We start from the raw sequence: 23,630 nt of genomic DNA, 5'->3' as shown, positions 1-23,630 counted from the left end.
AAAACCTCTACTTTTTGCTTGAAAGTAGAGGTTATTTTCTATGCTTTATAAAAATTAATACTATCTAGTACATAGAAGGAGATTAGTATAACAATTTGAATTATATAGTTATAGATAAATATATAGATAAAAAGATTTCAATAAAGCGAGTGATCCCATGAGTATTTTTATTTTAGAAGATGATGTCATACAAGCGCAGCAAATGAAACGGCTAGTTGAAGAGATTTGTGAGAAATATATGTTGCCTTTTGATTTTATCGAGGTGAGTAGTAAAAGTGAAAACATCATTACTAACATTCCTAAGGCGAAGTATATCCCAATCTATTTTTTAGATATAGAGATAAAAAGAGAAGAACGTAAAGGGTTACAAGTGGCACAAGAGATACGAAAGTATGATACGCAAGGAATTATTGTGTTTGTAACGACGCATTCTGAATTTGCACCTATTTCATATCAATACATGGTATCAGCTTTAACTTTTATTGATAAAGGGTTGCCATACGAGGAGAGGCGTAACGTTTTTGAACAATGTTTACTCAAATATGAAGCGCGTAATAAGCATATTATTCCGTCCGATGACTTTATCGTTGAAAATAGTAATGCAACTGTGCGGGTTCCGTTTCATGAAGTTGAATATGTTATGACCGATGAACCGCACCGTTTAGCATTAGTGACGTTAGATCGAATTGTTTATTTTTATGGGACTTTAAAAGAAATTGAATTAGTAGATGAACGTTTATTTCGTTGTCATCAATCATATATCGTGAATACGAAGCAACTGTCTTCTTACGATGCGAAGCAAAAAATGATAGTTTTAAAAAGCGGGAAACGCATTCCAGTATCACGGCGCTTAGTGAGTAAAGTACGTAACATATTAAAGGGTGAGATGTAATGTATATTTATGATTTATTTGCAATACTGCTTACTAGTATGAGCCATATGTTTTTATATATTCAATTAATCCGGTACAATAGATTATCAATTAGAATGTTAATAGCTTTAAGTGCAGTATTCATTATTTTACTTGCTATTGTCGTAACAGTAACGAGATATCCAGAATTGAATAGTACCATTGTGTTATTTCTAATAAGTTTAGGATTAATGCAAAATGAATTAAAACTTAAGCATAATGTATATTTTGCACTAGTGAGCATGGTGATTATAACGTTAGTAAAAATGTTGCTTTTCGATTTAGGAATGAAAATCTTTATGTTAACGCCATTCAATTTATATTTATGGACAGGAAGCATGATTCACCTTACCGTATCGACATTTACTTTTATCGGTATTTTTGTAGCCCGTAAAAGAATCCAAAAAATTGCTCAATATATAGTAGGTAGTCCGCTATACTATGTAACTTATATATTATTAATTGCCGGATTTATTATTGAACTAATCTTAACTCAGCCATCTTCTGCGTTATTAGCACAATTAAATCAACAATACAGTGATGTAAGTTATATTTCAGCGATTATTGTATTTTTATTATTAGTCATCATAGTACTTATAAGTTCACATTTATCGAGAGCAAAGTTACAAGAAGAGCATGAAAAACGTTTGGATAAAGAGTTATTAGATTATGTGGAGAAATTAGAGGATATGCATGATGAGCTTGCTAGTTTCCGTCACGATTATATGAATGTATTACTATCGTTAGAAGAGGGAATACGTACGAAAAATGTGAAAGAAATTGAGCAAGTGTACTATGACGTTATAGCTCCTACGTTAAAAACAATAAATGATCATGAACTTGATATTGCGAAATTATCTCGCGTACATATCCCTGAAGTGAGAAGTGTATTAAGGGCGAAAGTTAGCACTGCCCAGCACCAACAAATAAAAATAATGCTCGATATACCAGAGAATATTGAAAGTGTTTCGATGACGGTTATTTCATTTATTCGCATCATTTCAGTTTTAGTAGACAATGCAATTGAAGAAGCAGTACATAGTGAGGAAAAGATATTGCAAATCGCATTCTTTGAAACGGATTCACGACAATATTTTATCGTGCGTAATAGTTCAAAGAGTGAAGCGATTGATTTGCAAAAAATTTATGAGAAAAACCATTCAAGTAAAGAGGGGGCTAGAGGATACGGGTTATTCTCATTAAAACGTATCATGAATAAAACAAATAATGCAACGTTAGAAACAACTTATGTAAGTCCTTATTTCACGCAAACATTCATATTAAAAGAGATAAAATGACCATCTATGATGAAAATGAAACCGAATAGGAAAGAACTACATACTTTCTTCACTCGTTTTTATACACTTCAAGTAAGAGGTGAAGCGAGATGAATGGACTTATTTTTACAACAATGATTTGCTTTGGTTTACCGCTTGTAGCACTTTTATATGCTGTTTGGAAGAAACGCTATATTCCATATATGTTAGGTGTATTGGCTTTTGTTGTATCGCAAATATTGATCCGCATACCAATACTGAATTATGTAAATGGAACTAGCACAGATTTTCAAATGTTTTCAATAATGCAGCCTGTATTATTTGTACTTTTGCTTAGTTTATCAGCTGGAATTTTTGAAGAGATAGCTCGTTTTATCGCAATGCGTTATTTTATGAAGCAACGAGATTGGCAGTCTGGTTTTTTATTTGGAGCAGGGCATGGTGGTATTGAAGCGGTGTTGATAGTTGGTATCCCGGTAATATCCCTATTATTGTCACAAACAGTCATTCAAAATGGTGACAGTTATTATTTGGGCGGTATTGAGCGCATCTTCGCGATGGTATTGCATATTGGACTTTCTTTCATTATATTACAAGCTGTCGCCCAAAAGAAATTTCGTTATGTTTTCTATGCAATTCTCATCCATGGAACTGCAAATGCATTAGCTGGCATTATATCGCTATATGTACCAGGGAAAAGCGGGATCATTATGTCAGAAGTTTCAATAGCAATTTGTGCTTTACTCGTTTTTAGTTATAGTTTCACTTTAAAAAGAAAGGGTGTATGAAAATGAGAAGAATGTTACTTATTATTATAAGTGCTATCGCGGCGTTCGCGCTTGCAGCATGTACCGGTAATAAAGTAGATGAAAGTACGTCAAAAAAGTTTATTCCAAAGGCGGAAGAAATTGTATCATTACTAAATGAGGCGAAGTATAAAGACGTACACGAAAAATTTGATAGTAAAATGAAATCAGCCTTATCAGAAGAGCAAATGAAAGAACTTACGCCTATAATTGAAAAAGCTGGTACATTCGAAAAAATTGAGAAAAAATCGATTGAAGAAAAAGATGGTTTATATACTGTTATTCTTGTAGCAAAGTATAGTAAAGAACAACGTACCTTTATCGTAACTTATAACGATAAAGAAGAAATAGCTGGGTTAGTAATTAGGTAGAAATGTAATGGCAGATAAAGTGGTTGTGTCCACTTTATCTGTTTTTTTGTTTTAACCAAATTATGGGTATTCATGCTAATATAAACACATAGCTATAGAGAAAGGGTGGGTTAGTATGAAAACTGAAATAGTTCCTAAAAAGAAGTACAGTATAATAAGCTACATATCTTTACTCATCGGTGTTTTATGTTTTCTGTTCGTTTTTATTACACCGACAAGGATAGCCAATGTGGGTAATGTAGTGGGAGATTATATTACAGTTGCCCTCACAGTTGCAGGTATTATACTTTCTAGCATTACGATAACGAAACAAACAGAGAAGAAGGGGATTGCTATTATTTCAATAATACTGTCCTTATCATTATTTATATTTTGGATCATCGCAATTATTTTATTGTTTACTGGTCAAATTAGTTTTGCGCCGTAATATGTAATAAAAAGAGTCCTTCTAGTATGAAGGACTCTTTTTATTCGGTATCTTCCGGTTGATATTCTAAAATATCCCCTGGTTGGCATTCTAACGCTTTACAAATAGCATCTAAAGTTGTAATTCTAATTGCTTTTGCTTTTCCATTTTTTAATATAGAAAGGTTAGCCATTGTAATTCCAACCTTCTCTGAAAGTTCAGTTACACTCATTTTTCTTTTTGCTAACATTACATCAATATTAATTATTATTGCCATGTTATTCACCTCAGACCGTTAAATCATTTTCTGATTTTATATCTATCGCATCTTTTAAAAGTCTTTGGAGAACGGCAGCAAAGACTGCGATAACCATTGAAGAAAAGATAAGGATCATGCCAATTATTATAATACCTGGTGCATCATCTCTCTCTGCTACAAGATAGAAAAGCGGCATACCTACTACATATAATACACTAATTGTAATAGCACATTGTTTTATCTTTTTTAAAGCTCTAACAGATAATTTCGAGAAGGCGTTCCCCTTATCAATGTAGCTTACAAGTTTAAAGGCTTGATATAGAGCAAAATAAAAAGGTATCACCGTTGCATATAGATTGATTAAAACAAGATATTTTATATATGCAATATCCGGGTATAAGTCCGCTGTGTAATTCCCAATATTAGGAATTAAAAATATACACAAAGCAAAAACAGGAATACCGATAAGGATAATTGCTGTCTTTAAAAAGAGTGTTGATCCTTGGTTCATATAAAGCACCTCATTTTTAAATTATCATTTTAATTTAACATAAATTTTATCGTTTAACAATAAATTCTTATTTATTTCAATCGGATTTTTATTGAGAAACAAATTTTAGTGAAGAGAATGATAAGACGTTTTTATAAAAAAGTGTGGTCTCTATTTATTTGAACATAAAAAGCTATGATATGTATCGTTCGTTGCTTTACTAATAAAAGAAAATGAAGGTAATGATTGTTAGCTTCATGAAAATTGGGGACTAATAAAACATATATAGGTTGTGGAAATCTTTTTGTATATAAATGAATGTGAAACATACGGAGGAACAACAATGTCGAATTTGGGTTTATTGATGAAAAGGTTACTGTTAGTAGGAACAATCACACTAAGTATGTTATGTACGGAAAGCATGATGAATTATCATACGGTGGAAGCTAAGGTGAAACAAGTAGAACGGCAACCGAAAAATGTAATCATAATGGTTATGGACGGAACGAGTTCTTCAGCAACGACATTAGCTCGCTTGTATAAAGGGAAACCACTTGCACTAGATGAAATTGTAACAGGAGGAGTTCGTACCTATTCGGCGGAATCAGCTATAACAGACTCAGCTCCAGCAGCTACAGCTTTAGCGACGGGGAATAAATCGAATTCAGGATATGTAGGTATATTACCTTCTATTGTAAGTTCACCTGGCTTAAAATCAATCAAAGAAGAGGACAAGTTACGTCCAGTTGCCAATGTTTTAGAAGGTGCCAAACGCACTGGTCGCGCAACTGGAATAGTTGCTACAGCTGAAATTCAGCATGCTACTCCCGCTGGATTTTCTGCTCACCATATTAACCGTAAGCGTTTTGACGTAATTGCGGAGCAGCAAGTGTATCAAAATATAGATGTCGTATTAGGTGGGGGAAAAGAGGCACTGCTACCTATAAAAAGAAAAGATGGTGAAGATTTAGTAAAGGTGATTCAAAACAAAGGATACGACTTTGTTGAAACGAAAGATGCATTATTGAACTCTAAATCTAAGAAAATTTGGGGCTCTTTCTCACATAATGCTCTTGCGTTTGATATGGATCGCGAAGCAACAAATCCGGAGCAACCAACACTTTCTCAAATGACGGAAAAAGCAATTCAAACACTATCAAAAGATAAAGATGGTTTCTTTTTATTTGTAGAGGGAAGTAAGCCAGACTGGGCAGCTCATGTGAACGATCCAATAGGGATGATTAGTGATGTATTAGCATTTGATAACGCAGTTGCAGAAGCATTGGAATTTGCAAAAAAAGATGGTAATACGATGTTAATAGCTGTAACTGATCATGGTAACAGCGGTATTTCTATTGGGAATGCGAATACGACAAAAGGCTATAATATTACGCCGGTCTCTGCATACATTGGTCCATTAAAAAAATCGAAAATGACACTTGAAGGTGCTACAAATAAACTAAAATCTGATTTATCAAATGTAGAAGATGTAGCTAAATTATACGGTTTGGACAATTTAACTTATGATGAAAAAGAAAGAGTAAAAGCAGCAAAAAAGAAATCGGATGTAGGTCCAATACTTACTACATTATTGGCCAATCATGCGAACATAGGCTTCACAACAGGAGGCCATACAGGTGAGGATGTGTTTTTATATTCTTACGGTCCTCAAAAGCCAAAAGGTTTGATCCAAAACACAGACATTGCGAAGACGATGGCGAAAGCAATGGACTTTAACTTAGAAGAAGTAACAAACAAATTATTTGTAGAGAGTGAATTAGCCTTTAAACGAAAAGGTGCAACAGTAGCAATAGATAATACTGATGCAGAAAACCCGGTGCTCATAGTAAAACGTAATAATGTAAAAGCTCAATTATTTGTAAATAAAAATATAATTCGTATTAAGAATAAAGAATATGAATTAGGTAGTGTCGTTGTAGAAAGCAATGGCAAGTTCTATATACCAGAAGAAGCAATCCGCTTATTCATAAAGCATTCTCGTTAAAAAAATGCCAATTCCTTAGCAAGTACTTAGGAATTGGCATTTTTTGTGTAGATGAAAATTCATTCGAAAACAAGAGTAAAGAGAATCGCTGTTTCTACAAAAATATTCTCTACGTTTATAAGTTATTGTGAATGAGGATTTTGCAATATTAGACCTATTGCTATCATATATTTTTCGCCCTGCCTAAAAAAATATTTCTCAACATTCTCTTTGTTGAAAAAGATTGAATATTCGTATTATAACGAATATTATGTTGTTATCGGCAAAAAACGATAATTTGCAGACACTGGGGAGGAAATACATTGAAAAAGAAATTAAAACCATTAGCGGTATTAACAACAGCAGCAGTACTAAGTGGTACGTTTGCTTTTGGAGGTCATGCAGCGTATGCTGAGACACCGACATCATCTCTACCAATAGATGAGCACTTAATACCAGAGGAACGTTTGGCAGAAGCGCTGAAACAACGGGGAGTAATTGATCAATCTGCATCACAAGTCGAGACATCAAAGGCTGTCGAAAAATATGTTGAGAAAAAGAAAGGGGAAAACCCTGGAAAAGAAATCTTGACAGGAGATAACCTTACGCAAGAAGCTTCAGATTTTATGAAAAAAGTAAAAGATGCAAAAATGAAGGAGAATGAACAGGCGCAGCAACCAGAAGTAGGACCAGTTGCTGGACAAGATGCAGGATTGAATTCTAGAAAATTAAATGGAAAAGTACCTACTACACCAGCGAAGCAAGCTGAGTACAATGGAGCTGTTCGAAAAGATAAAGTACTTGTTTTACTCGTAGAATTTAGCGATTTTAAGCATAATAATATTGATCAAGAACCGGGTTATATGTATTCTAAGGACTTTAATCGTGAACATTATCAAAAAATGTTATTTGGTGATGAGCCATTTACGTTATTTGATGGATCGAAGATTAATACATTTAAACAATATTATGAAGAACAATCTGGCGGAAGCTACACAGTTGATGGAACTGTAACAGAATGGCTTACTGTTCCAGGGAAAGCGTCAGATTATGGTGCGGATGCGGGTACTGGTCATGATAACAAGGGGCCTTTAGGACCAAAAGATTTTGTGAAAGAAGCATTAAAAGCAGCGGTAGCAAAAGGCATTAATTTAGCTGATTATGATCAATTTGATCAATACGATCAAGATGGTGATGGAAATAAAAACGAGCCAGATGGAATTATTGATCATTTAATGGTTGTACATGCGGGCGTAGGTCAAGAAGCTGGCGGCGGCAAATTGAAAGATGATGCGATTTGGTCTCATCGTTCAAAACTAGGCTCAAAGCCATATGCAATTGATGGTACAAAATCTTCAGTTTCAAATTGGGGCGGAAAGATGGCTGCATATGATTATACAATTGAGCCTGAAGACGGAGCAGTTGGTGTGTTTGCACATGAGTACGGTCATGATTTAGGCTTACCTGATGAATATGATACAAAGTATTCAGGGCAAGGTGAACCTGTTGAATCATGGTCCCTTATGAGCGGCGGTAGCTGGGCTGGAAAAATTGCGGGAACAGAGCCAACAAGTTTCTCGCCACAAAATAAAGAGTTTTTCCAAAAGAATATGAAGGGTAACTGGGCGAATATCGTTGAGGTAGATTATGATAAACTGCGCACAGGAATCGGTACTGCAACATTTTTAGATCAAAGTGTTACAAAATCAAAACGACCAGGAATCGTTCGTGTTAACTTGCCAGACAAAGATATAAAAAATATCGAATCAACATTTGGTAAGAAGTTTTATTACAGCACAAAAGGAAATGACATTCATACAACACTTGAGACACCAGTATTTGACTTAACGACTGCAACGGATGCTAAGTTTGATTATAAGGCATTTTATGAATTGGAAGCGAAGTATGATTTCCTTGACGTAAATGCGATTGCAGAAGATGGAACGAAGACACGTATTGATAGAATGGGCGAAAAAGATGTAAAAGGCGGCGTAGATACAACAGATGGTAAGTGGGTTGATAAATCATACGATTTAAGCCAATTTAAAGGAAAGAAAGTAAAACTGCAATTTGAGTATGTAACAGATATTGCAGTAGCTTATAAAGGATTTGCGTTAGACAATGCAGCATTAACTGTAGATGGAAAAGTTGTTTTCTCTGATGATGCAGAAGGACAGCCAGCAATGACGCTAAAAGGATTTACTGTGTCTAACGGATTTGAACAGAAAAAACATAACTACTATATCGAGTGGCGAAATTACGCTGGGTCTGACACGGCGCTACAACATGCACGTGGTCCAGTATTTAATACAGGAATGGTTGTATGGTATGCGGATCAAAGCTTTACAGATAACTGGGTAGGCGTTCATCCAGGCGAAGGATTCCTTGGGGTAGTAGATTCTCATCCAGAGGCAATCGTAGGAACATTAAATGGACAACCAACTGTGAAGAGCAGTACGCGTTATCAAATTGCCGATGCGGCATTCTCATTTGATCAAACGCCAGCATGGAAAGTAAATTCGCCAACTCGCGGTATCTTTGATTATAAAGGATTGCCAGGCGTTGCGAAATTTGATGATTCTAAGCAATACATCAACAGTGTTATTCCAGATGCCGGACGTAAGTTGCCGAAACTTGGATTGAAGTTTGAAGTAGTAGGTCAAGCTGAAGACAAGTCTGCAGGTGCAGTTTGGATCCATCGCTAAAATAAAATGAAAAGGAGCTGCCATAAGTCGGTGAAACCTGACTTATGGCAGCTCTTTTCTTCTTGTGAAAAAGAGATTATTATATAAATACAAATGAAAAAATCTCTTTGCTATTTATAAGAAGAAAAAAGATACATAGAAGTGAAAAAGCTTTCTGTTTATATATATTTATTGGGGAGGGAATAGAAGTTTCTTTAACAAATAAAATGCTCCATCTGTCCGATTATATAAGCTTTTTTGACCGTAAGTAATTTGTAAGTAATGAGTAAGAAAAAAGAAATTTTTATATTATATAATATTTATTACAGCTACTTTTAACACCTGATACTAATAGTATGCTATAATGTGAATTAGCAACATAAAGGAAAGGAATTAGACCAATGACATTAGAAAATACTAAAAATTTAAAAAAACAAGTTGCTCCTTATGAAAAATCAACGATTAAAAAAAGTGTGTGGCAACTTATTAACACAATCGTGCCATTCATTATTTTATGGTACCTTGCTTATAAAAGTTTGTCCGTTTCTTATTGGTTATCGGTAGTTCCATCTCTGTTAGCCGCGGGTTTTATGACACGGATTTTCATTATTTTTCATGATTGTACCCATTATTCATTCTTTAAAAGTCGACCTGCAAATAGAATCGTAGGGACATGTATGGGTGTGTTAACTTTATTCCCGTTTGATCAATGGGGACATGAGCATTCTATTCATCACGCTACAAGTGGTAATTTGGATAAGAGAGGTACAGGAGATATTTGGACGCTTACAGTGGATGAATATTTAGCTGCGCCATTTAGACTTCGTTTAGCATATCGCTTATATCGCAATCCATTCGTTATGTTTGGATTAGGTCCGATTTATGTTTTCTTATTTAAAAATAGATTTAACCGAAAAGGTGCTAGACAGAAAGAACGTATGAATACGTATTTGACGAATATTATAATCGTTGCTTTAATAGCTATACTTTGCTGGGCAATTGGGTGGCAATCGTTTCTGTTAGTGCATGGTACGATATTCTTAATAGCGGGTTCAGTAGGAATTTGGCTGTTTTACGTACAGCACACATTCGAAGATTCTTATTTTGAAGAGGATAAAGATTGGGAATATGTGAAAGCGGCAGTGGAAGGAAGTTCATTTTATAAACTTCCAAAAATCTTGCAATTTCTAACTGGTAATATTGGATTCCATCATGTTCACCATTTAAGTCCAAGAGTACCTAACTATAAACTAGAAGAGGCACACAATAATACGCTTCCGTTAAAAAATGTACCAACGATTACACTTGCTACAAGCTTACGATCACTCCGTTTTCGTCTTTGGGATGAGAAAAGTAACAATTTTGTTACCTTTAAAGAATTCAAAAAAATAATTAAAAACAATGTTTCTGTTCGAGTGAAATCTGAACTATAATTTCATCGTAAATAAAAAACTCTCCTTAATCATTTTCGATTTAAGGGGAGTTTTTATTTAATTATTATATGATCGATATTTAGGAGGAGGAATACTTATGTGTAGGTATAAATATAAAGAGACAGTAATTATATTATGTAAACAAAATGAATCATTATAATTTTTTTTATAGTGAAAGATATAGTACATATATATTGGAAAGCAGAAGGTGGATGATAGTAATTATAAGAACACATACAACGTAATAAAATAATTCTTTCAAAAGGAAGGGGACATGAAAGATGTTGAAATTACAAGGAAAATACAATGAAGCAAAAGTATTTACGAATAACGTTGATGAGACTGCAACTGGGCAGATTATTGATCTTTGTAACCAAGAATTCGTAAAGGATAGTCAAATTCGTATTATGCCAGATACACATGCAGGAGCAGGTTGCACGATTGGGACAACAATGACAATACAAGATAAAATTGTTCCTAATCTTGTAGGGGTAGACATTGGTTGTGGTATGGAAGTTGTTGTGATTGATAAGAAAAAAGTAGAAATTAATTTCGATTACTTAGACGAAACGATTCGTAAATTTGTTCCAAGTGGTTTTCGTATCCGAGATAAAGAACATCGATTCTCAAAAATGATTGATTTTGATGGTGTGAAGGCCCCATATACATTACAACGAGCTCAAAAAAGTATAGGTACTCTTGGAGGAGGAAATCATTTCATTGAATTAAATGAAGATGATAAGGGAAATGTATATATTGTCATTCATAGTGGTTCTCGTAATTTAGGTAAACAAATAGCAGAGTATTACCAGAACTTCGCGTATGAACAACTAATTCATGTTACATCAATGAAGGATGAGATTATTAAGAGATTAACTAAAGAGGGGAGAGAAAAAGAAATACAAGAAACTTTACGTGGAATTAAGAAGCCACAGATTCGTAAAGAACTAGCTTATTTAGAAGGAGAAGGATTCAAAGATTATATGAATGACATGAATATTGCCCAAAAGTATGCTGAGTTCAATCGTAAAGCAATGATTGATGAAATTGTCACTAAAATGGATTGGAAAGTAACTGATCAATTTACTACAATACATAACTATATTGACATGGAAAATATGATTCTACGAAAAGGTGCTATTTCAGCTCAGAAAGATGAACGAGTAATTATTCCAATTAACATGAGAGATGGTTCAATTATTGCATTTGGTAAAGGTAATCCAGACTGGAACTTTTCTGGTCCGCATGGGGCAGGACGTATCATGAGTCGTAAGAAGGCTAAAGAATTATTGAGTCTAGAGGACTTCCAAAATACGATGAAAGAGGTTTGGACTACATCGGTAGTAGAGAGCACAATTGATGAGGCACCAATGGTATACAAGCCAATGGATGAAATTATAGAAAATACAAAAGAAACAATAGATATAAAGCACATTATTAAGCCATTATATAATTTTAAAGCGAATTAGAAGGGATAAATAAGCAGCCAGAAAAAACTATTTTTCGTATCTTTTGTTCGAAAACAATCTAATCAAGGGAAGTAGTTCCATTTTATTGCGATGGGATAGAAGAAGTCGATTTCCTGTGGAGTTAAGGAATCGACTTTTTTATTTATTTTGTTGAATGAAAGCAACCGTTAGCTTAATAGCAAAGGATTATAACCGTCTATTTCTCCCAAAGCTCAATTAGACGACCTTCAGGATCTTTAATCCAAATAAACTTTCCGAACTCACTAATTTCTTCTTTCTTTTCAAGAGGTACACCAATATGTTCAAGATGCTGAATAGTCTCATTTAAATTATGTACTTCAAAATTTAACATCACTTGCTGTTCTATTGGAAAATAATTATCATTTTCGGTAAAGAAAGAAAAAATAGTCTCATTTCCTAATTGGGGTTTAATCACAGTCCCATTCCAATCTTCTATTTCAATTTTCAACACCTCACTGTACCATTTTTTTATAACATCAAGATTTTTAGTTCTCCAAAATATTCCCCCGAAACCTTTTATCATTGTAGATAACTCCTGTCTTTTTTTAAATTTTTAAGCAATATATATTCAATATATCAAAACAGTAAAGAAAATCAATAACGTATTAAAAGTGAAAAAATCCAATTATTAGTATTGTAGTATTTACCGCATTATGGAAATTGGTATCACTTTTCAAAGAACTTGCAATCCAAGTAAAGGTATATAGTAACACTGAATCGTATGAGGTAATGAATGAAAAGGGAATAGAACAAATGCCAATGATAAAAGACCGCATATGAAATGAAAGCCATGTGCGGTCTTTTATATATAAGTATAGTATTACATAGTCTCGCTAATTTTACTTTCACTATGAGTGTTAGTAGCAATTCTTTTCTTAACTTTAAAGTGATAGTAGGTATAGCAAAAAACGATAAACGGTACAGTGCAATAGATTCCAAGTCGTTGTTCTGGGATAAAAATAAGACTGATTAATATAATGCCATACAATCCAAAACCAAGAATTGGTACAAGTGGATAAAGCGGAGTTTTAAATTTTAAGTCTTCTAATTTTCCACCGTCTGCTAAATAATGTTTACGGAAAAAGAATTGAGAGACACAAATTGACATCCAAACAATGATTGTAATGACGCCAGAAATGGAAATTAACCATAAGTAAACTGTTTCAGCAGCTACAACGCTTGTTAAAAGAGAAAAAGCAGAAATAGAAATTGTCAAAATTAAAGCGTTTAAAGGTATTCCTCGTGAAGATAATTTTTTTAAAAAGGCCGGAGCCATTTCATTTTTTGATAATGACCAAAGCATGCGAGTTGCGGCGTACAGTCCAGAGTTTGCGACAGAAAGAACAGCAGTAAGAATAACAAAATTCATAATATCAGCTGCATATGGAATACCGATATTATCAAATACAGCAACGAATGGGCTCTTTGTTAATCCTGCTTCTTCCCAAGGAATTAAAGCAACAAGAACAAAGATTGCTAAGACGAAGAAAAACATCGTGCGCCATATAATATTTCTAATAGAACGAGGTAAAGTTTTTGCTGGATCTTCACTTTCACCTGCTGCGATTCCGACAAGTTCTGTACCTTGGAAGGAATAATTGACTGTAACCATTGTTAATAGAATAGCTGCAAGTCCATTTGGGAATAAACCGCCATGATTTACGAAATTTGATAATAACGGGGCTGGTTCGTCGCCTTTTAAGTCAATAAAACCGAACATAGCGGCACCGCCAAGGATAATAAAAGCTATAATGGCAGATACTTTTATACTTGAAAACCAAAATTCTGTTTCTGCATAACTACGAGCAGATAATGCGTTAATAGTGAAGATAGTAACGCCAAATATTAAACACCAAACCCAAACAGGAATATCAGGAAACCAGCGCTGCATTGTAATGCCGGCAGTTGTAAATTCAAGACCGGTCGTATTCGCCCAGCTTAACCAATACAACCATCCGATTGTAAAGCCAGTTGCAGGATTGATGAACTTAGTTGCATATTCCTGAAAAGAACCTGAAACAGGCATGGCTACAGCAAGTTCACCAAGACAAAGCATAACGAAATACATTAATAATCCACCAGCCATAAAGGCAAGTACGGATCCACCAGGTCCAGCTTGACTTATAATAAAACCAGATCCGTTAAATAATCCCGTTCCAATCACACCACCGAGTGCAATCATGAATAAGTGTCTACTTTTCATCGTACGTTTTAATTCATTGTTTGTATTACTTACTTGCGTCATTGTTTTCCTCACTTTCGTAGTTGATAGAATGAAGTTTGATGTTTTTCCGTATTGTGGAATGTATTCCGTGATGTGAAATCTTGTTATAATTTTCAGATAATTAAAAAGAAAAGTCAATATTTTTTTGTTCGCGCTTACAAATTGTTATCAGTGGTATATTTTTATTTTTAGAAAATTGAATAAATAGATTGATTTCATTTTAAATTTTTGTTAAATTGATAGGTAATTGAGCGAACTAGCATATTACAAGTCAAGCTGAGGTGAGTTATTATGGTGCAGTCCATTGATAGAGCGATAAGTATTATAAAGTTGTTAAATTCTACTAATGAAAAAGAGTATTGGGCAATTTCTGATATAGCGGACAGAACACATCTCCCAGTTAGTACAGTACATAGATTACTTAACTCTTTAATCGAGCATGGGTTAGTTACGCAAATTTCAGAAACGAAACAGTACAAAATTGGGCCAATGTGGATGGAAATAGGATTACGTCAATTGGAGAAGGTAGACTACAGATCAGTTGCAAGAGAAGTGATGAAGCGGTTAGCCTCTGAAGTGGAAGAGAGTGTTTATTTGAACATTCCAAATGGAACACATTCTATTATCATTGAAAGAATGGATAGCCCTTTAAAAATTCGAGTTATTGATAACTTAGGGGAACAAATTCCACTTTCAATTGGTGCTGCAAATAAAACGATGCTTGCCAATATGAAAACGAATGAAATGGAACATATTGTAGAACATTTACTTTCTTCATTACCAGAACAAAAGCACATTCTTTTAGATCAAATAAAGCAAATAAAAACTGAAGGATATGCGGTAAGTTATGGTGAAAAAACAGAAGGGACAGCTTCAGTAGCTGCACCTATTATCGGATTTAATCATAAAGTAGTAGGAGCATTAAGTGTTGGGTTAATTAGTCACCGCATTAATGATGATCGACTATCTTTTCTGATTAGTAAGGTAAAACAAGCAGCTCATGAAATATCAATAAAAATCGGCAGTACATCAGAGCTATAATTTTGATAACTGTCGTCATTTTTTATTCATATACTGGAATTCATTTTCATAATGCGGAAAAAATAGGGGGATTTATATGTCAAAGTGGCAATCAAAAGAACAATTGATTCAATTATTAAGCAGTCTTGTTGAAATTCCTAGTATTACAGGTACAGAAGCTGAAGTGATATTGCCAGACTTTGTTGTGGAACAATTATCTGATTTACAGTACTTCAAAGAAAACCCACATCATTTGCAAAAAAATCCGACGGGGGACGGACGATATTTTGTTACAGCCCTAGTAAAGAAAAGCGATAGTACAAAAAATACCGTAATTCTAGTTAGTCACTTTGATGTTGTAGATGTGCAAGATTACGGAGTTTGGAAAGAAGATGCATTTAATCCTAAAAAGTTAACATCTATGTTTTATTCTCATAAAGATGAATTACCAGACCATGTACGTGAAGATATAGAACAAGGAGATTGGCTGTTTGGCAGAGGAACAATGGATATGAAATGCGGCCTCACATTACAAATGGCAATGATTGAGCAAGCCTGTGAAGGAAGATTTGACGGGAATGTTCTTTTATTAGCTGTTCCAGATGAAGAAGTAAACTCTGTAGGGATGAGGGCTGCTGTTCCAAGACTACTAGAGTTAGCAAGAGAACATAACTTGGATTATAAAACGGTATTAAATTCAGAGCCTATGTTTTCACGACATCCTGGTGACCAAAATAAGTATATTTATACTGGTTCTATTGGTAAAGTGTTACCTGGATTTCTTTGCTATGGTAAAGAAACACATGTGGGTGAACCATTTGCAGGCTTAAATGGGAGTTATATGGCTGCTTTATTAACGGCTGAATTAGAATTGAATACGGACCTTTGTGATGTTGTAGAAGGAGAAGCGAGTCCTCCCCCAACTAACTTACTTCAACGTGATTTAAAGGAGGATTATTCTGTACAAATTCCGCATCGTGCAGTCACATTATTCAATTTGTTTTTACTGGAAAAAACGATGACAGACGTTGTTTCAATGTTACGTCAAAAAGTAACGAAAGTAGCAGAGAAAATAGAAGAATCATACGAGAAGCAAGCATATCGTTTTTCTAAATATAATCCGTTTATACCGCCTAATATGAAAGTAAATGTATTAACGTATGAAGAGCTTATCGCTTATGCAATTGAACAACATGGGCAAGAGAAAATAGATGATATTCAATCTAATATAATAAAAAATAGAGAAGATAAAGATGATCGTGCGGTAACAATTGATTTAGTAGATAAACTATCTATTTTATGTAAAGAAAAGGCGCCGATGATTGTACTTTTCTTTGCTCCACCATATTATCCAGCTGTAAGTTCACGCAACAATCCGTTAATTAAAGATGTAGTTGCAGAAATGGAAAAGTATGCTCACTACAATCATAACATTACATTTGAAAACCAAAACTATTTTGGGGGAATTTCAGATTTGAGCTATGTGGGCTTACAGAATCCACTAGATTCAATGAGTTCACTTGTAGACAATATGCCATTATGGGATAAAGGTTATTCGATTCCACTTAAGGATCTAGAAGAGTTTGACGTTCCGGTATTAAATATGGGGCCGGTAGGAAAAGATGCACATCAATGGACAGAACGTTTAGATGTAAATTACGCATTTGAAACGCTATTAGATATGTTACCGAAATGCATTGAAAAATTATTAGTTTCTAATAAAATTACACAATCATAGTAGAGAATAAGGAAGGGATAAAACTGAAATTTCAAAAGAAGATACAAATGAAATTATTGTAGTATAATCAAAAAAACGGACAAACTCAAGTATCTATGAGTTTGTCCGTTTATCATTTAGTGCAAGCGAGAGAGTATGTAATCCACCGTTTTCTAACTAAATTCAAAGCTAACGTGATCTCTTTTATAGTTTTACTTTTTCGTTTGCCCAGATAGTTCAACAGACTTTTGTGTACAGCGCTGCATTGCTGAAATAATTGCAGTTCGTAATCCTTTTTCCTCTAATGTTGCTACAGCTTCTATCGTTGTTCCGCCAGGAGAACAAACCATATCTTTCAATTCACCTGGATGTATGCCTGTTTCTAGTACCATTTTTGCAGAGCCTAACACAGCTTGAGCAGCGAATTTATATGCTTGATTGCGTGGCATACCATCAAGTACAGCGGCGTCTGCCATCGCTTCTATAATCATATATACGTATGCTGGTGAAGAACCGCTTACAGATGTTACAACGTTCATTAATTTTTCGCTTACGATCTCTGTTTGACCAAAGCTATTGAAAATGTTTAGCACATCTTCTAAATCTTTTTCTGTCACCATTTCATTAGGGCATAATGCAGACATTCCTTCTCCAACAAGAGCAGGGGTGTTAGGCATTACTCTTATAACCTTTAATTTTTTAGCAAAAGCTTCTTCAGTACTTTTAATGCTTTTCCCGGCAGCGATCGTTACGATGATAACATCGTTTTTGATTACTTCTTTTATTTCGTTAATGATTGATGTGTATAGGTCTGGTTTAATTGATAAAATTAAAATATCAGCATTTTTAGCTACTTCATTGTTGTCAGTAGTTGTAGTTAGCCCATATTTTTCACTAGCATTTTTTAAATTCGTAGTGTTTAAATCCGAACAAATAATATTATTTGCAGACACTATATTTTTGTGTAGCATCCCACCAATCATAGCCATTCCCATATTTCCGCAACCGATAAATCCAATTTGTTTATCCATAATAACTCAATCTTGCTCCTTTTATAATAAATTATATCATTTTGAAATTGCTATCTTAAAATAACAATAACATCTTTATGTAATATAAAGAAACATTCTAAGAGAATATATTCCTTTTTGCAACACCAAAAGATAAAAATCAATTATATTCGACATTATGTAAATATATACACTTTAATTTTAGGTTTTATGTTGATGAATATGAGTTAAACTTATATCGATTTGTATTTTCATTCAGTACTGTAATAATTTCATACAAGTAACTTACCGCTCTATTTATTTTTAAAAATACTTCTTGACACCAAATCAAATTATATCGCATAATATAAAAAATTAAACCGAAAATCGTTGAAGGGAAATAGTACATATGTCTTCTTGCGAAAGAGAGTGGAATTCACCGGCTGAAAGATTCCTCGTATAGAATATATCGAACCTATCCCTGAGTCTTAAATGAAAGTTTAGGCGTTCGCCTGCGTTATAGGCGCCAAGTGGATATCTATGTATATCAATTAAGGTGGTACCGCGGAACAATGACCGTTTCGTCCTTTTTATTTTATTAAGGGCGAAGCGGTCATTTTTATTTTGCTCTTAAATAGGCTAGGCGCAGCATTGAAAAGAATAGAATCGCTGCAAGCTATATGAATAGAAGTGTAATTTATAAAAAACTTTGATTTTAGACTTGGGGGATAAAAAAATGAAAAAACAACGAATTGTTGTAAAGATTGGGAGTAGTTCCTTGGCAGATAGTCACGGAGGCATTTCTAAAGAACAACTTTCAGATCACGTTGCCGCATTGGCTCGATTGAAAGAGGAAGGGCATGAAGTTTTGTTAATTACATCTGGGGCTGTCGCTGCAGGTTTTTCGGCTCTGGGATATCCTACCAGACCTGTGACAATTAAAGGAAAACAGGCTGCTGCGGCTGTTGGACAAAGTTTGTTAATGCAGGCGTACACGGAGGAATTTCGTAAATATGGCATCGTTACAGCGCAACTATTGCTGACGAGAAGTGATTTTTCTAGAAAAGAACAATATAGTAATGCTTACGCTACTTTAGGAGAGTTACTAAACCGTTCTGCTCTACCAATCATTAATGAAAATGATTCCATCTCATTAGAGGAGCTAACGTTCGGTGATAATGATATGCTGTCAGCTTTAGTAAGCGGACTTGTTTCGGCAGATATGCTTATGATTTTTACGGATGTGAACGGTTTATATGACAAAAATCCACAGAAAAATGCGGATGCGAAAAAATATTATTTCCTTCCTGAAGTTACGGAAGAGATTGCTTCTCTTGCAGGAGATGCTGGGTCCAAACTTGGGACTGGCGGTATGAAATCAAAAATTGATGCTGCGAAGACAGCACTTTCTCTTGGCGTGAGTGTATTTATCGGAACAGGACGTGGACAAGAGAAGTTTGTAGATGTTTTGAAGGGCAAAGGTGATGGTACGTATGTGGGAAATGCCCCTCAAAAAGAGATGAAGATGAACAAGCAATGGATCGCGTTGCATTCGCTTGTTAGCGGACAAATTGAAGTAGACGCTGGAGCAGCTACTGCTATCATTCAGCATGGTAAGAGTCTTCTTCCTGCTGGCGTTACAAATGTTTCAGGATTTTTCCAAGTTGGCGATGTCGTAGAAGTAATGACGCAACAAGGGCGCGTAATTGGAAAAGGACAATGCACATATAGCGCAGAGGAATTAAGAGAGATAAAAGGTATGCAAAGTCAACATATTCAAGCAAGAGGCGAAAGGCATAATTATGAAGTCATTCATAGAGATTATTGGGTGTCACTTTAAGAATAGTGATGTTAAAAAGGAGGAAATGAAGATGAATGAAGTGTTGGCAAAGGGAAAAAAAGCGAAAGAAATTGCTAGAGAACTTGTACTAAAATCTACAAGTCAAAAAAACGAAGCACTTGCTGCAATTGCTGAAAGGCTAATAGTAGAAACAGCCTATATTTTAAAGGAAAACAAACGGGATATTGAAGAAGGTAAGGCGAAAGGATTTTCCGATTCTCTCATTGATCGACTTATGCTAACTGAACAACGAATTGTTGATATGGCAGAGGGGATTAAGCAGTTAATCGAATTACGTGATCCAGTTGGAGAACGTGTAAGTGAATGGGAGCGACCAAATGGACTATCTATTCAGGAGATGCGTGTACCACTTGGTGTTGTTGGGATGATTTATGAGGCAAGGCCAAATGTAACAGTAGATGCTGCTACGATTTGCTTGAAAACAGGAAACGCAGTTATATTACGTGGTAGTTCTTCTGCTATTAATTCTAACAAAGCTATTGTTGAAGTTATTCACCGAGCGCTTAAACAAACAAGCTTGCCAGAAGAAAGTGTACAGCTTATAGAAGACACAACACGGGATAGCGCAAAGCAGTTGTTTACAATGAATGATTACCTAGACGTTCTTATTCCAAGAGGTGGCAAACAATTAATTGATACGGTAGTGAGAGAAGCTTCTGTTCCAGTACTTGAAACAGGTGCGGGAAATTGTCATATTTTCATTGATGAAACAGCGGATAAGCAAATGGCAATTGATATTATTATAAATGCAAAAACGCAGCGTCCATCTGTATGTAATGCCATTGAAACGATTGTACTTCATGAGAAGTGGGCGCATCAATTTGGTAGCGAGCTGTTTTCAACTTTGAAGGAAAAAGGTGTGGAGCTACGCGGTGATCAGAGAGCATTGGCTATTGATTCTTCAATTGTACTTGCTTCAGAAGAAGACTGGGAAACAGAATTTTTATCTCTCACACTGGCAGTGAAAGTAGTTTCTTCTATAGAAGAAGCGATTCATCACATAAATACGTATGGTTCTATGCATTCCGAAGCGATTATTTCAGAAAACGAGGAAAACGTCAATAAGTTCTTCACATCTGTTGATGCGGCTGCACTGTATCATAATGCATCCACTCGTTTTACTGATGGATCTGAATTCGGATTCGGCGCAGAAATTGGCATCAGTACACAAAAACTACACGTAAGGGGACCGATGGGACTTCCTGCATTAACTTCTACAAAATATGTGATTCGTGGAAATGGTCAGATTCGAAAATAATAATAAAAGACACTCAATTCGATTGGGTGTCTTTTATTTTAAAGAATATTTACCATACAAATAGTCCAACAAGCATAGCGCTTAATAAGGAAACTGCCATCCCGCTAACGAGAAGCTTCCACACATTTTTACCGATTATGGCTGATTTTTCTCCGCCAAATAATGAATTGTAAGTTCCGTAAATCATACCTACTGTACTAAAGTTAGCAAAAGAAGCTAGAAATGTAGTTGCAACTGCAACTGTATGTGGTTGTAAAGACTTTAGGTTCGATTTTAAATCCATCATTGCAACAAATTCATTCGTCGTTATTTTGATCCCCATTAATTCAGCTACATACATCGCATCACTGCCCGATAAACCGAGTAAAAAAGCAAAGGGGCTAAAGATAATGGAGAAGATTTTTTGAATTGTTAAACCTGTGACGAAAAAGCCTAAAATTCCATTTAAACATGCAGTTAATGCCACATAACCAATTACCATAGCTAAAATAACGATAACCATATTCATCCCGACTAACATACTGTTTGAAATAGTAGAAAAGAAATCTTTTTTTTCATCTTTTGAAGGTGTATATATGACATCTTCTTCTTTCGTAATTTCTACAGGATTTAAAACATTGGCTAAAATTAATGCGTTAATACAGTTTAAAGGGATTGCGCTGAAAATATATGTTGCTGGAACCATAGATAAATAAGCGCCAAGAATGGAGCCGCTAACGCTACTCATACTCATAATTCCAAAAGTTAATAAACGATTATCTTTTAAAACAGATAACTGATCACGAACAACCGCAAGTGCTTCGGTGTTTCCTAAAAACATCATTTGAATCGAAAAGAAGCTTTCTAACTTTGGTAAACGAGAAATCTTTGAAATAACTGCACCTACTTTATCAATAATCCAAGTTAAGATTCCGAAGTACGAAAGAATATCAAAGAAGGTGATAACGAAAATGATAGGAAGTAATGCGCTAAAGAAGAAATCAATTGTTTGATTTTCCATAGCGGAAGGAAAGGCAAACCGAATACCTTCATTCGCGCATGACAGTAGCCAACTGAAAAATGACGCAATTTTATTAATGATAATACTACCGAGCTTCGTACCTAACATAAACCACGTAATAAAGAGCTCTAATATGATTAGAATAACGATTGGTCTCCATTTTATATGTTTTTTATTAGGCGAACAGAGGAAAACGATTAAGATTACAATGAAAATCCCTAACATATTTAATATAAAATACATGTCAACAACTCCTTGAAAGTTATTATTTGTATATAAAAAAGCTCCTATTCTTCTTAATTTAGAATGAATGTATTTCAACTTAAATTTCATTAATTCTAAAAATATAGAAGGTATAATTCGATAAAAATAGAATTTAATATATAGTAAACAGGGAGGGGATAAAATGGAGGTCTATCACATAACGAGTAGAAAGAGGGAAACTTACCATGTTCGAGTGAAGTATTCGATACTTTTCGAATGCGCACTTGGCATTGCGGCAATCACTCATAAAAGGTTAATCGATACCCTTGAAAAGAGTCAAAATGAATGGGAAGAAATTAAGGAATCATTAACAGAAGAAATGAGAGAGCACTTACAGTTTGTAGAAGAACATAATACGTGGAAAGCGTTACTTCAGTTGTTGTATAAAGAGGATTTTCAGGACTTAGCACAGTTTTATGCTAAAATCGATTCGCTTTCAGAAGTAGATTTGAAATATATATGCTTACCGTTTTTAGGCGAGAAGTATGAAAAGAAAAGATATTTAGCAGCAAGTGGAGACGTAACTGCAATATATGAACTAGAGGAGCTGACACAAGATCATCAGTTTTTCTCTACGTATCTTCGTTTTATATGTAATATCGATGTGCAAAAACTAAAGGACCATTTAGTAGCCGTTATGACAGGGTGGTATGAGAGTGTTATTCAGAAAGAGGAGGAGCAAATACTTTCTATATTACAAAGAGATTATGAAGCGAAAAATGAAATGAATAAAAAGATGAAACCAGAAGAGTTTGTCGAGTGGGCGACTGGCGGTGTGAACTATATGCCAGAACCAAGTGTTCATTATGTACTTCTTATCCCGCAAATGACGTACAGACCGTGGAACATTGAGGCGGATATTGAAGATACGAAAGTATTTCATTACCCAGTCGCAAACGAAAGCATCCATCCTGAAGATCTATATGAACCGAATTATTTTTTAGTTCAAAAACATAAGGCACTTGGGGATGAAGCGAGGTTACGCATTGTAAAAATGTTGTTCGAACAAGAACGGACTTTGCAGGAAATTACAGAAAGACTGCAACTCGGTAAATCGACTGTACACCATCATTTGAAATTGTTACGTGCAGCGAAGTTAGTAGATATACATGACGGGAAATATGTATTGAGAAAGAAAGCAGTACAGTCGTTAGCGAAAGAATTAGATGCGTTTTTAAATAGATAAT

At 34.8% G+C, this 23,630-nt stretch carries 20 protein-coding genes and 1 other annotated feature; of the genes, 14 read left to right on the top strand and 6 right to left on the bottom strand.

Annotated features, from left to right (window positions below):
• The first annotated feature begins 157 nt into the window (after positions 1-157).
• The 5 genes from RBB48_RS17130 to RBB48_RS17110 all read left to right on the top strand — a co-directional run bounded on the left by RBB48_RS17130 (position 158) and on the right by RBB48_RS17110 (position 3,791).
• Entirely contained in the window at positions 158-892 is a 735-nt protein-coding gene (locus RBB48_RS17130; RefSeq protein WP_262720377.1) for a LytR/AlgR family response regulator transcription factor, read from the top strand.
• Positions 892-2,208 (top strand): GHKL domain-containing protein, encoded by a 1,317-nt coding sequence (locus tag RBB48_RS17125; RefSeq protein WP_306007876.1) that lies wholly within the window; start codon positions 892-894, stop codon positions 2,206-2,208. Before RBB48_RS17130 ends, RBB48_RS17125 begins: the two co-directional genes overlap by 1 nt.
• 89 nt (positions 2,209-2,297) lie before the next feature.
• Positions 2,298-2,975 (top strand): YhfC family glutamic-type intramembrane protease, encoded by a 678-nt coding sequence (locus RBB48_RS17120; RefSeq protein WP_088063813.1) that lies wholly within the window; start codon positions 2,298-2,300, stop codon positions 2,973-2,975.
• 2 nt (positions 2,976-2,977) lie between these two features.
• The gene (locus tag RBB48_RS17115; RefSeq protein WP_088063812.1) at positions 2,978-3,364 is read left to right on the top strand and encodes a DUF3887 domain-containing protein; all 387 of its coding nucleotides are present in this window, start codon (positions 2,978-2,980) and stop codon (positions 3,362-3,364) included.
• Between the two features lie 115 nt (positions 3,365-3,479).
• The gene (locus tag RBB48_RS17110; RefSeq protein ID WP_262720375.1) at positions 3,480-3,791 is read left to right on the top strand and encodes a hypothetical protein; all 312 of its coding nucleotides are present in this window, start codon (positions 3,480-3,482) and stop codon (positions 3,789-3,791) included.
• Between the two features lie 40 nt (positions 3,792-3,831).
• On the opposite strand, the gene RBB48_RS17105 is transcribed toward RBB48_RS17110, so the two are convergent.
• Both RBB48_RS17105 and RBB48_RS17100 read right to left on the bottom strand, forming a co-directional pair.
• The gene (locus RBB48_RS17105; RefSeq protein WP_000974615.1) at positions 3,832-4,047 is read right to left on the bottom strand and encodes a helix-turn-helix domain-containing protein; all 216 of its coding nucleotides are present in this window, start codon (positions 4,045-4,047) and stop codon (positions 3,832-3,834) included.
• A gap of 10 nt (positions 4,048-4,057) precedes the next feature.
• Positions 4,058-4,540 (bottom strand): DUF2975 domain-containing protein, encoded by a 483-nt coding sequence (locus RBB48_RS17100; RefSeq protein WP_088063810.1) that lies wholly within the window; start codon positions 4,538-4,540, stop codon positions 4,058-4,060.
• Between the two features lie 322 nt (positions 4,541-4,862).
• On the opposite strand from RBB48_RS17100, the gene RBB48_RS17095 reads away from it, so the two are divergent.
• The 4 genes from RBB48_RS17095 to RBB48_RS17080 all read left to right on the top strand — a co-directional run bounded on the left by RBB48_RS17095 (position 4,863) and on the right by RBB48_RS17080 (position 12,089).
• On the top strand, positions 4,863-6,524 hold the full coding sequence (locus RBB48_RS17095; RefSeq protein ID WP_088063809.1) for an alkaline phosphatase: 1,662 nt from the start codon (positions 4,863-4,865) through the stop codon (positions 6,522-6,524).
• Positions 6,525-6,826: 302 nt separating this feature from the next.
• Positions 6,827-9,208, top strand: coding sequence for an immune inhibitor A domain-containing protein (locus tag RBB48_RS17090; protein WP_306007875.1), 2,382 nt, complete (start codon positions 6,827-6,829; stop codon positions 9,206-9,208).
• 380 nt (positions 9,209-9,588) lie between these two features.
• Entirely contained in the window at positions 9,589-10,620 is a 1,032-nt protein-coding gene (gene desA, locus RBB48_RS17085; RefSeq protein ID WP_142291766.1) for a Delta(5) desaturase DesA, read from the top strand.
• Between the two features lie 281 nt (positions 10,621-10,901).
• Positions 10,902-12,089 carry an RtcB family protein gene (locus RBB48_RS17080; protein WP_088063807.1) on the top strand — a complete coding sequence of 396 codons (1,188 nt, stop codon included), beginning with the start codon at positions 10,902-10,904 and terminating at the stop codon, positions 12,087-12,089.
• A 196-nt stretch (positions 12,090-12,285) separates the two neighbouring features.
• On the opposite strand, the gene RBB48_RS17075 is transcribed toward RBB48_RS17080, so the two are convergent.
• Both RBB48_RS17075 and RBB48_RS17070 read right to left on the bottom strand, forming a co-directional pair.
• Positions 12,286-12,633: a VOC family protein gene (locus tag RBB48_RS17075; RefSeq protein ID WP_048560674.1), complete on the bottom strand. Its 348-nt coding sequence runs from the start codon at positions 12,631-12,633 to the stop codon at positions 12,286-12,288.
• A gap of 297 nt (positions 12,634-12,930) precedes the next feature.
• A complete protein-coding gene (locus RBB48_RS17070; protein ID WP_088063805.1) occupies positions 12,931-14,355 on the bottom strand; it encodes an amino acid permease in 1,425 nt (474 codons plus the stop codon).
• Between the two features lie 270 nt (positions 14,356-14,625).
• Here RBB48_RS17070 and RBB48_RS17065 point away from each other — a divergent pair, with 270 nt between their 5' ends.
• Together RBB48_RS17065 and RBB48_RS17060 are read left to right on the top strand one after the other, a co-directional pair.
• On the top strand, positions 14,626-15,375 hold the full coding sequence (locus RBB48_RS17065; protein ID WP_000250770.1) for an IclR family transcriptional regulator: 750 nt from the start codon (positions 14,626-14,628) through the stop codon (positions 15,373-15,375).
• A gap of 76 nt (positions 15,376-15,451) precedes the next feature.
• The gene (locus RBB48_RS17060) at positions 15,452-17,092 is read left to right on the top strand and encodes a M20/M25/M40 family metallo-hydrolase (protein ID WP_088609170.1); all 1,641 of its coding nucleotides are present in this window, start codon (positions 15,452-15,454) and stop codon (positions 17,090-17,092) included.
• A 191-nt stretch (positions 17,093-17,283) separates the two neighbouring features.
• Here the strand turns inward: RBB48_RS17060 and proC are convergent, their stop codons facing one another.
• Positions 17,284-18,102: a pyrroline-5-carboxylate reductase gene (gene proC, locus RBB48_RS17055; protein ID WP_088609169.1), complete on the bottom strand. Its 819-nt coding sequence runs from the start codon at positions 18,100-18,102 to the stop codon at positions 17,284-17,286.
• Positions 18,103-18,441: 339 nt separating this feature from the next.
• Positions 18,442-18,652 (top strand) — a binding site (T-box leader).
• A gap of 144 nt (positions 18,653-18,796) precedes the next feature.
• Here proC and proB point away from each other — a divergent pair.
• Entirely contained in the window at positions 18,797-19,900 is a 1,104-nt protein-coding gene (gene proB / locus RBB48_RS17050) for a glutamate 5-kinase (protein WP_088063803.1), read from the top strand.
• A gap of 31 nt (positions 19,901-19,931) precedes the next feature.
• On the top strand, positions 19,932-21,179 hold the full coding sequence (locus tag RBB48_RS17045; RefSeq protein WP_306007874.1) for a glutamate-5-semialdehyde dehydrogenase: 1,248 nt from the start codon (positions 19,932-19,934) through the stop codon (positions 21,177-21,179).
• Between the two features lie 49 nt (positions 21,180-21,228).
• Here the strand turns inward: RBB48_RS17045 and RBB48_RS17040 are convergent, their stop codons facing one another.
• Positions 21,229-22,422 carry a nucleoside transporter C-terminal domain-containing protein gene (locus RBB48_RS17040; RefSeq protein ID WP_088609167.1) on the bottom strand — a complete coding sequence of 398 codons (1,194 nt, stop codon included), beginning with the start codon at positions 22,420-22,422 and terminating at the stop codon, positions 21,229-21,231.
• A 163-nt stretch (positions 22,423-22,585) separates the two neighbouring features.
• Here RBB48_RS17040 and RBB48_RS17035 point away from each other — a divergent pair, with 163 nt between their 5' ends.
• Positions 22,586-23,629: an ArsR/SmtB family transcription factor gene (locus RBB48_RS17035; RefSeq protein ID WP_306007873.1), complete on the top strand. Its 1,044-nt coding sequence runs from the start codon at positions 22,586-22,588 to the stop codon at positions 23,627-23,629.
• Position 23,630: the final 1 nt, after the last annotated feature.

It is taken from the genome of Bacillus sp. MMSF_3353, from assembly GCF_030733445.1.
Lineage (GTDB): Bacteria > Bacillota > Bacilli > Bacillales > Bacillaceae_G > Bacillus_A > Bacillus_A wiedmannii.
Note: the sequence above shows the minus strand (reverse complement) of the source record. Positions and strands in the feature narration are given on the sequence as shown.

Excerpts from the sequence above, each read along its gene's own strand:
- RBB48_RS17130 (WP_262720377.1), top strand. The coding sequence starts at position 158 with ATGAGTATTTTTATTTTAGAAGATGATGTCATACAAGCGCAGCAAATG.
- RBB48_RS17125 (WP_306007876.1), top strand. The coding sequence starts at position 892 with ATGTATATTTATGATTTATTTGCAATACTGCTTACTAGTATGAGCCAT.
- RBB48_RS17120 (WP_088063813.1), top strand. The coding sequence starts at position 2,298 with ATGAATGGACTTATTTTTACAACAATGATTTGCTTTGGTTTACCGCTT.
- RBB48_RS17115 (WP_088063812.1), top strand. The coding sequence starts at position 2,978 with ATGAGAAGAATGTTACTTATTATTATAAGTGCTATCGCGGCGTTCGCG.
- RBB48_RS17110 (WP_262720375.1), top strand. The coding sequence starts at position 3,480 with ATGAAAACTGAAATAGTTCCTAAAAAGAAGTACAGTATAATAAGCTAC.
- RBB48_RS17105 (WP_000974615.1), bottom strand. The coding sequence starts at position 4,047 with ATGGCAATAATAATTAATATTGATGTAATGTTAGCAAAAAGAAAAATG.
- RBB48_RS17100 (WP_088063810.1), bottom strand. The coding sequence starts at position 4,540 with ATGAACCAAGGATCAACACTCTTTTTAAAGACAGCAATTATCCTTATC.
- RBB48_RS17095 (WP_088063809.1), top strand. The coding sequence starts at position 4,863 with ATGTCGAATTTGGGTTTATTGATGAAAAGGTTACTGTTAGTAGGAACA.
- desA (WP_142291766.1), top strand. The coding sequence starts at position 9,589 with ATGACATTAGAAAATACTAAAAATTTAAAAAAACAAGTTGCTCCTTAT.
- RBB48_RS17080 (WP_088063807.1), top strand. The coding sequence starts at position 10,902 with ATGTTGAAATTACAAGGAAAATACAATGAAGCAAAAGTATTTACGAAT.
- RBB48_RS17075 (WP_048560674.1), bottom strand. The coding sequence starts at position 12,633 with ATGATAAAAGGTTTCGGGGGAATATTTTGGAGAACTAAAAATCTTGAT.
- RBB48_RS17070 (WP_088063805.1), bottom strand. The coding sequence starts at position 14,355 with ATGACGCAAGTAAGTAATACAAACAATGAATTAAAACGTACGATGAAA.
- RBB48_RS17065 (WP_000250770.1), top strand. The coding sequence starts at position 14,626 with ATGGTGCAGTCCATTGATAGAGCGATAAGTATTATAAAGTTGTTAAAT.
- RBB48_RS17060 (WP_088609170.1), top strand. The coding sequence starts at position 15,452 with ATGTCAAAGTGGCAATCAAAAGAACAATTGATTCAATTATTAAGCAGT.
- proC (WP_088609169.1), bottom strand. The coding sequence starts at position 18,102 with ATGGATAAACAAATTGGATTTATCGGTTGCGGAAATATGGGAATGGCT.
- proB (WP_088063803.1), top strand. The coding sequence starts at position 18,797 with ATGAAAAAACAACGAATTGTTGTAAAGATTGGGAGTAGTTCCTTGGCA.
- RBB48_RS17045 (WP_306007874.1), top strand. The coding sequence starts at position 19,932 with ATGAATGAAGTGTTGGCAAAGGGAAAAAAAGCGAAAGAAATTGCTAGA.
- RBB48_RS17040 (WP_088609167.1), bottom strand. The coding sequence starts at position 22,422 with ATGTATTTTATATTAAATATGTTAGGGATTTTCATTGTAATCTTAATC.
- RBB48_RS17035 (WP_306007873.1), top strand. The coding sequence starts at position 22,586 with ATGGAGGTCTATCACATAACGAGTAGAAAGAGGGAAACTTACCATGTT.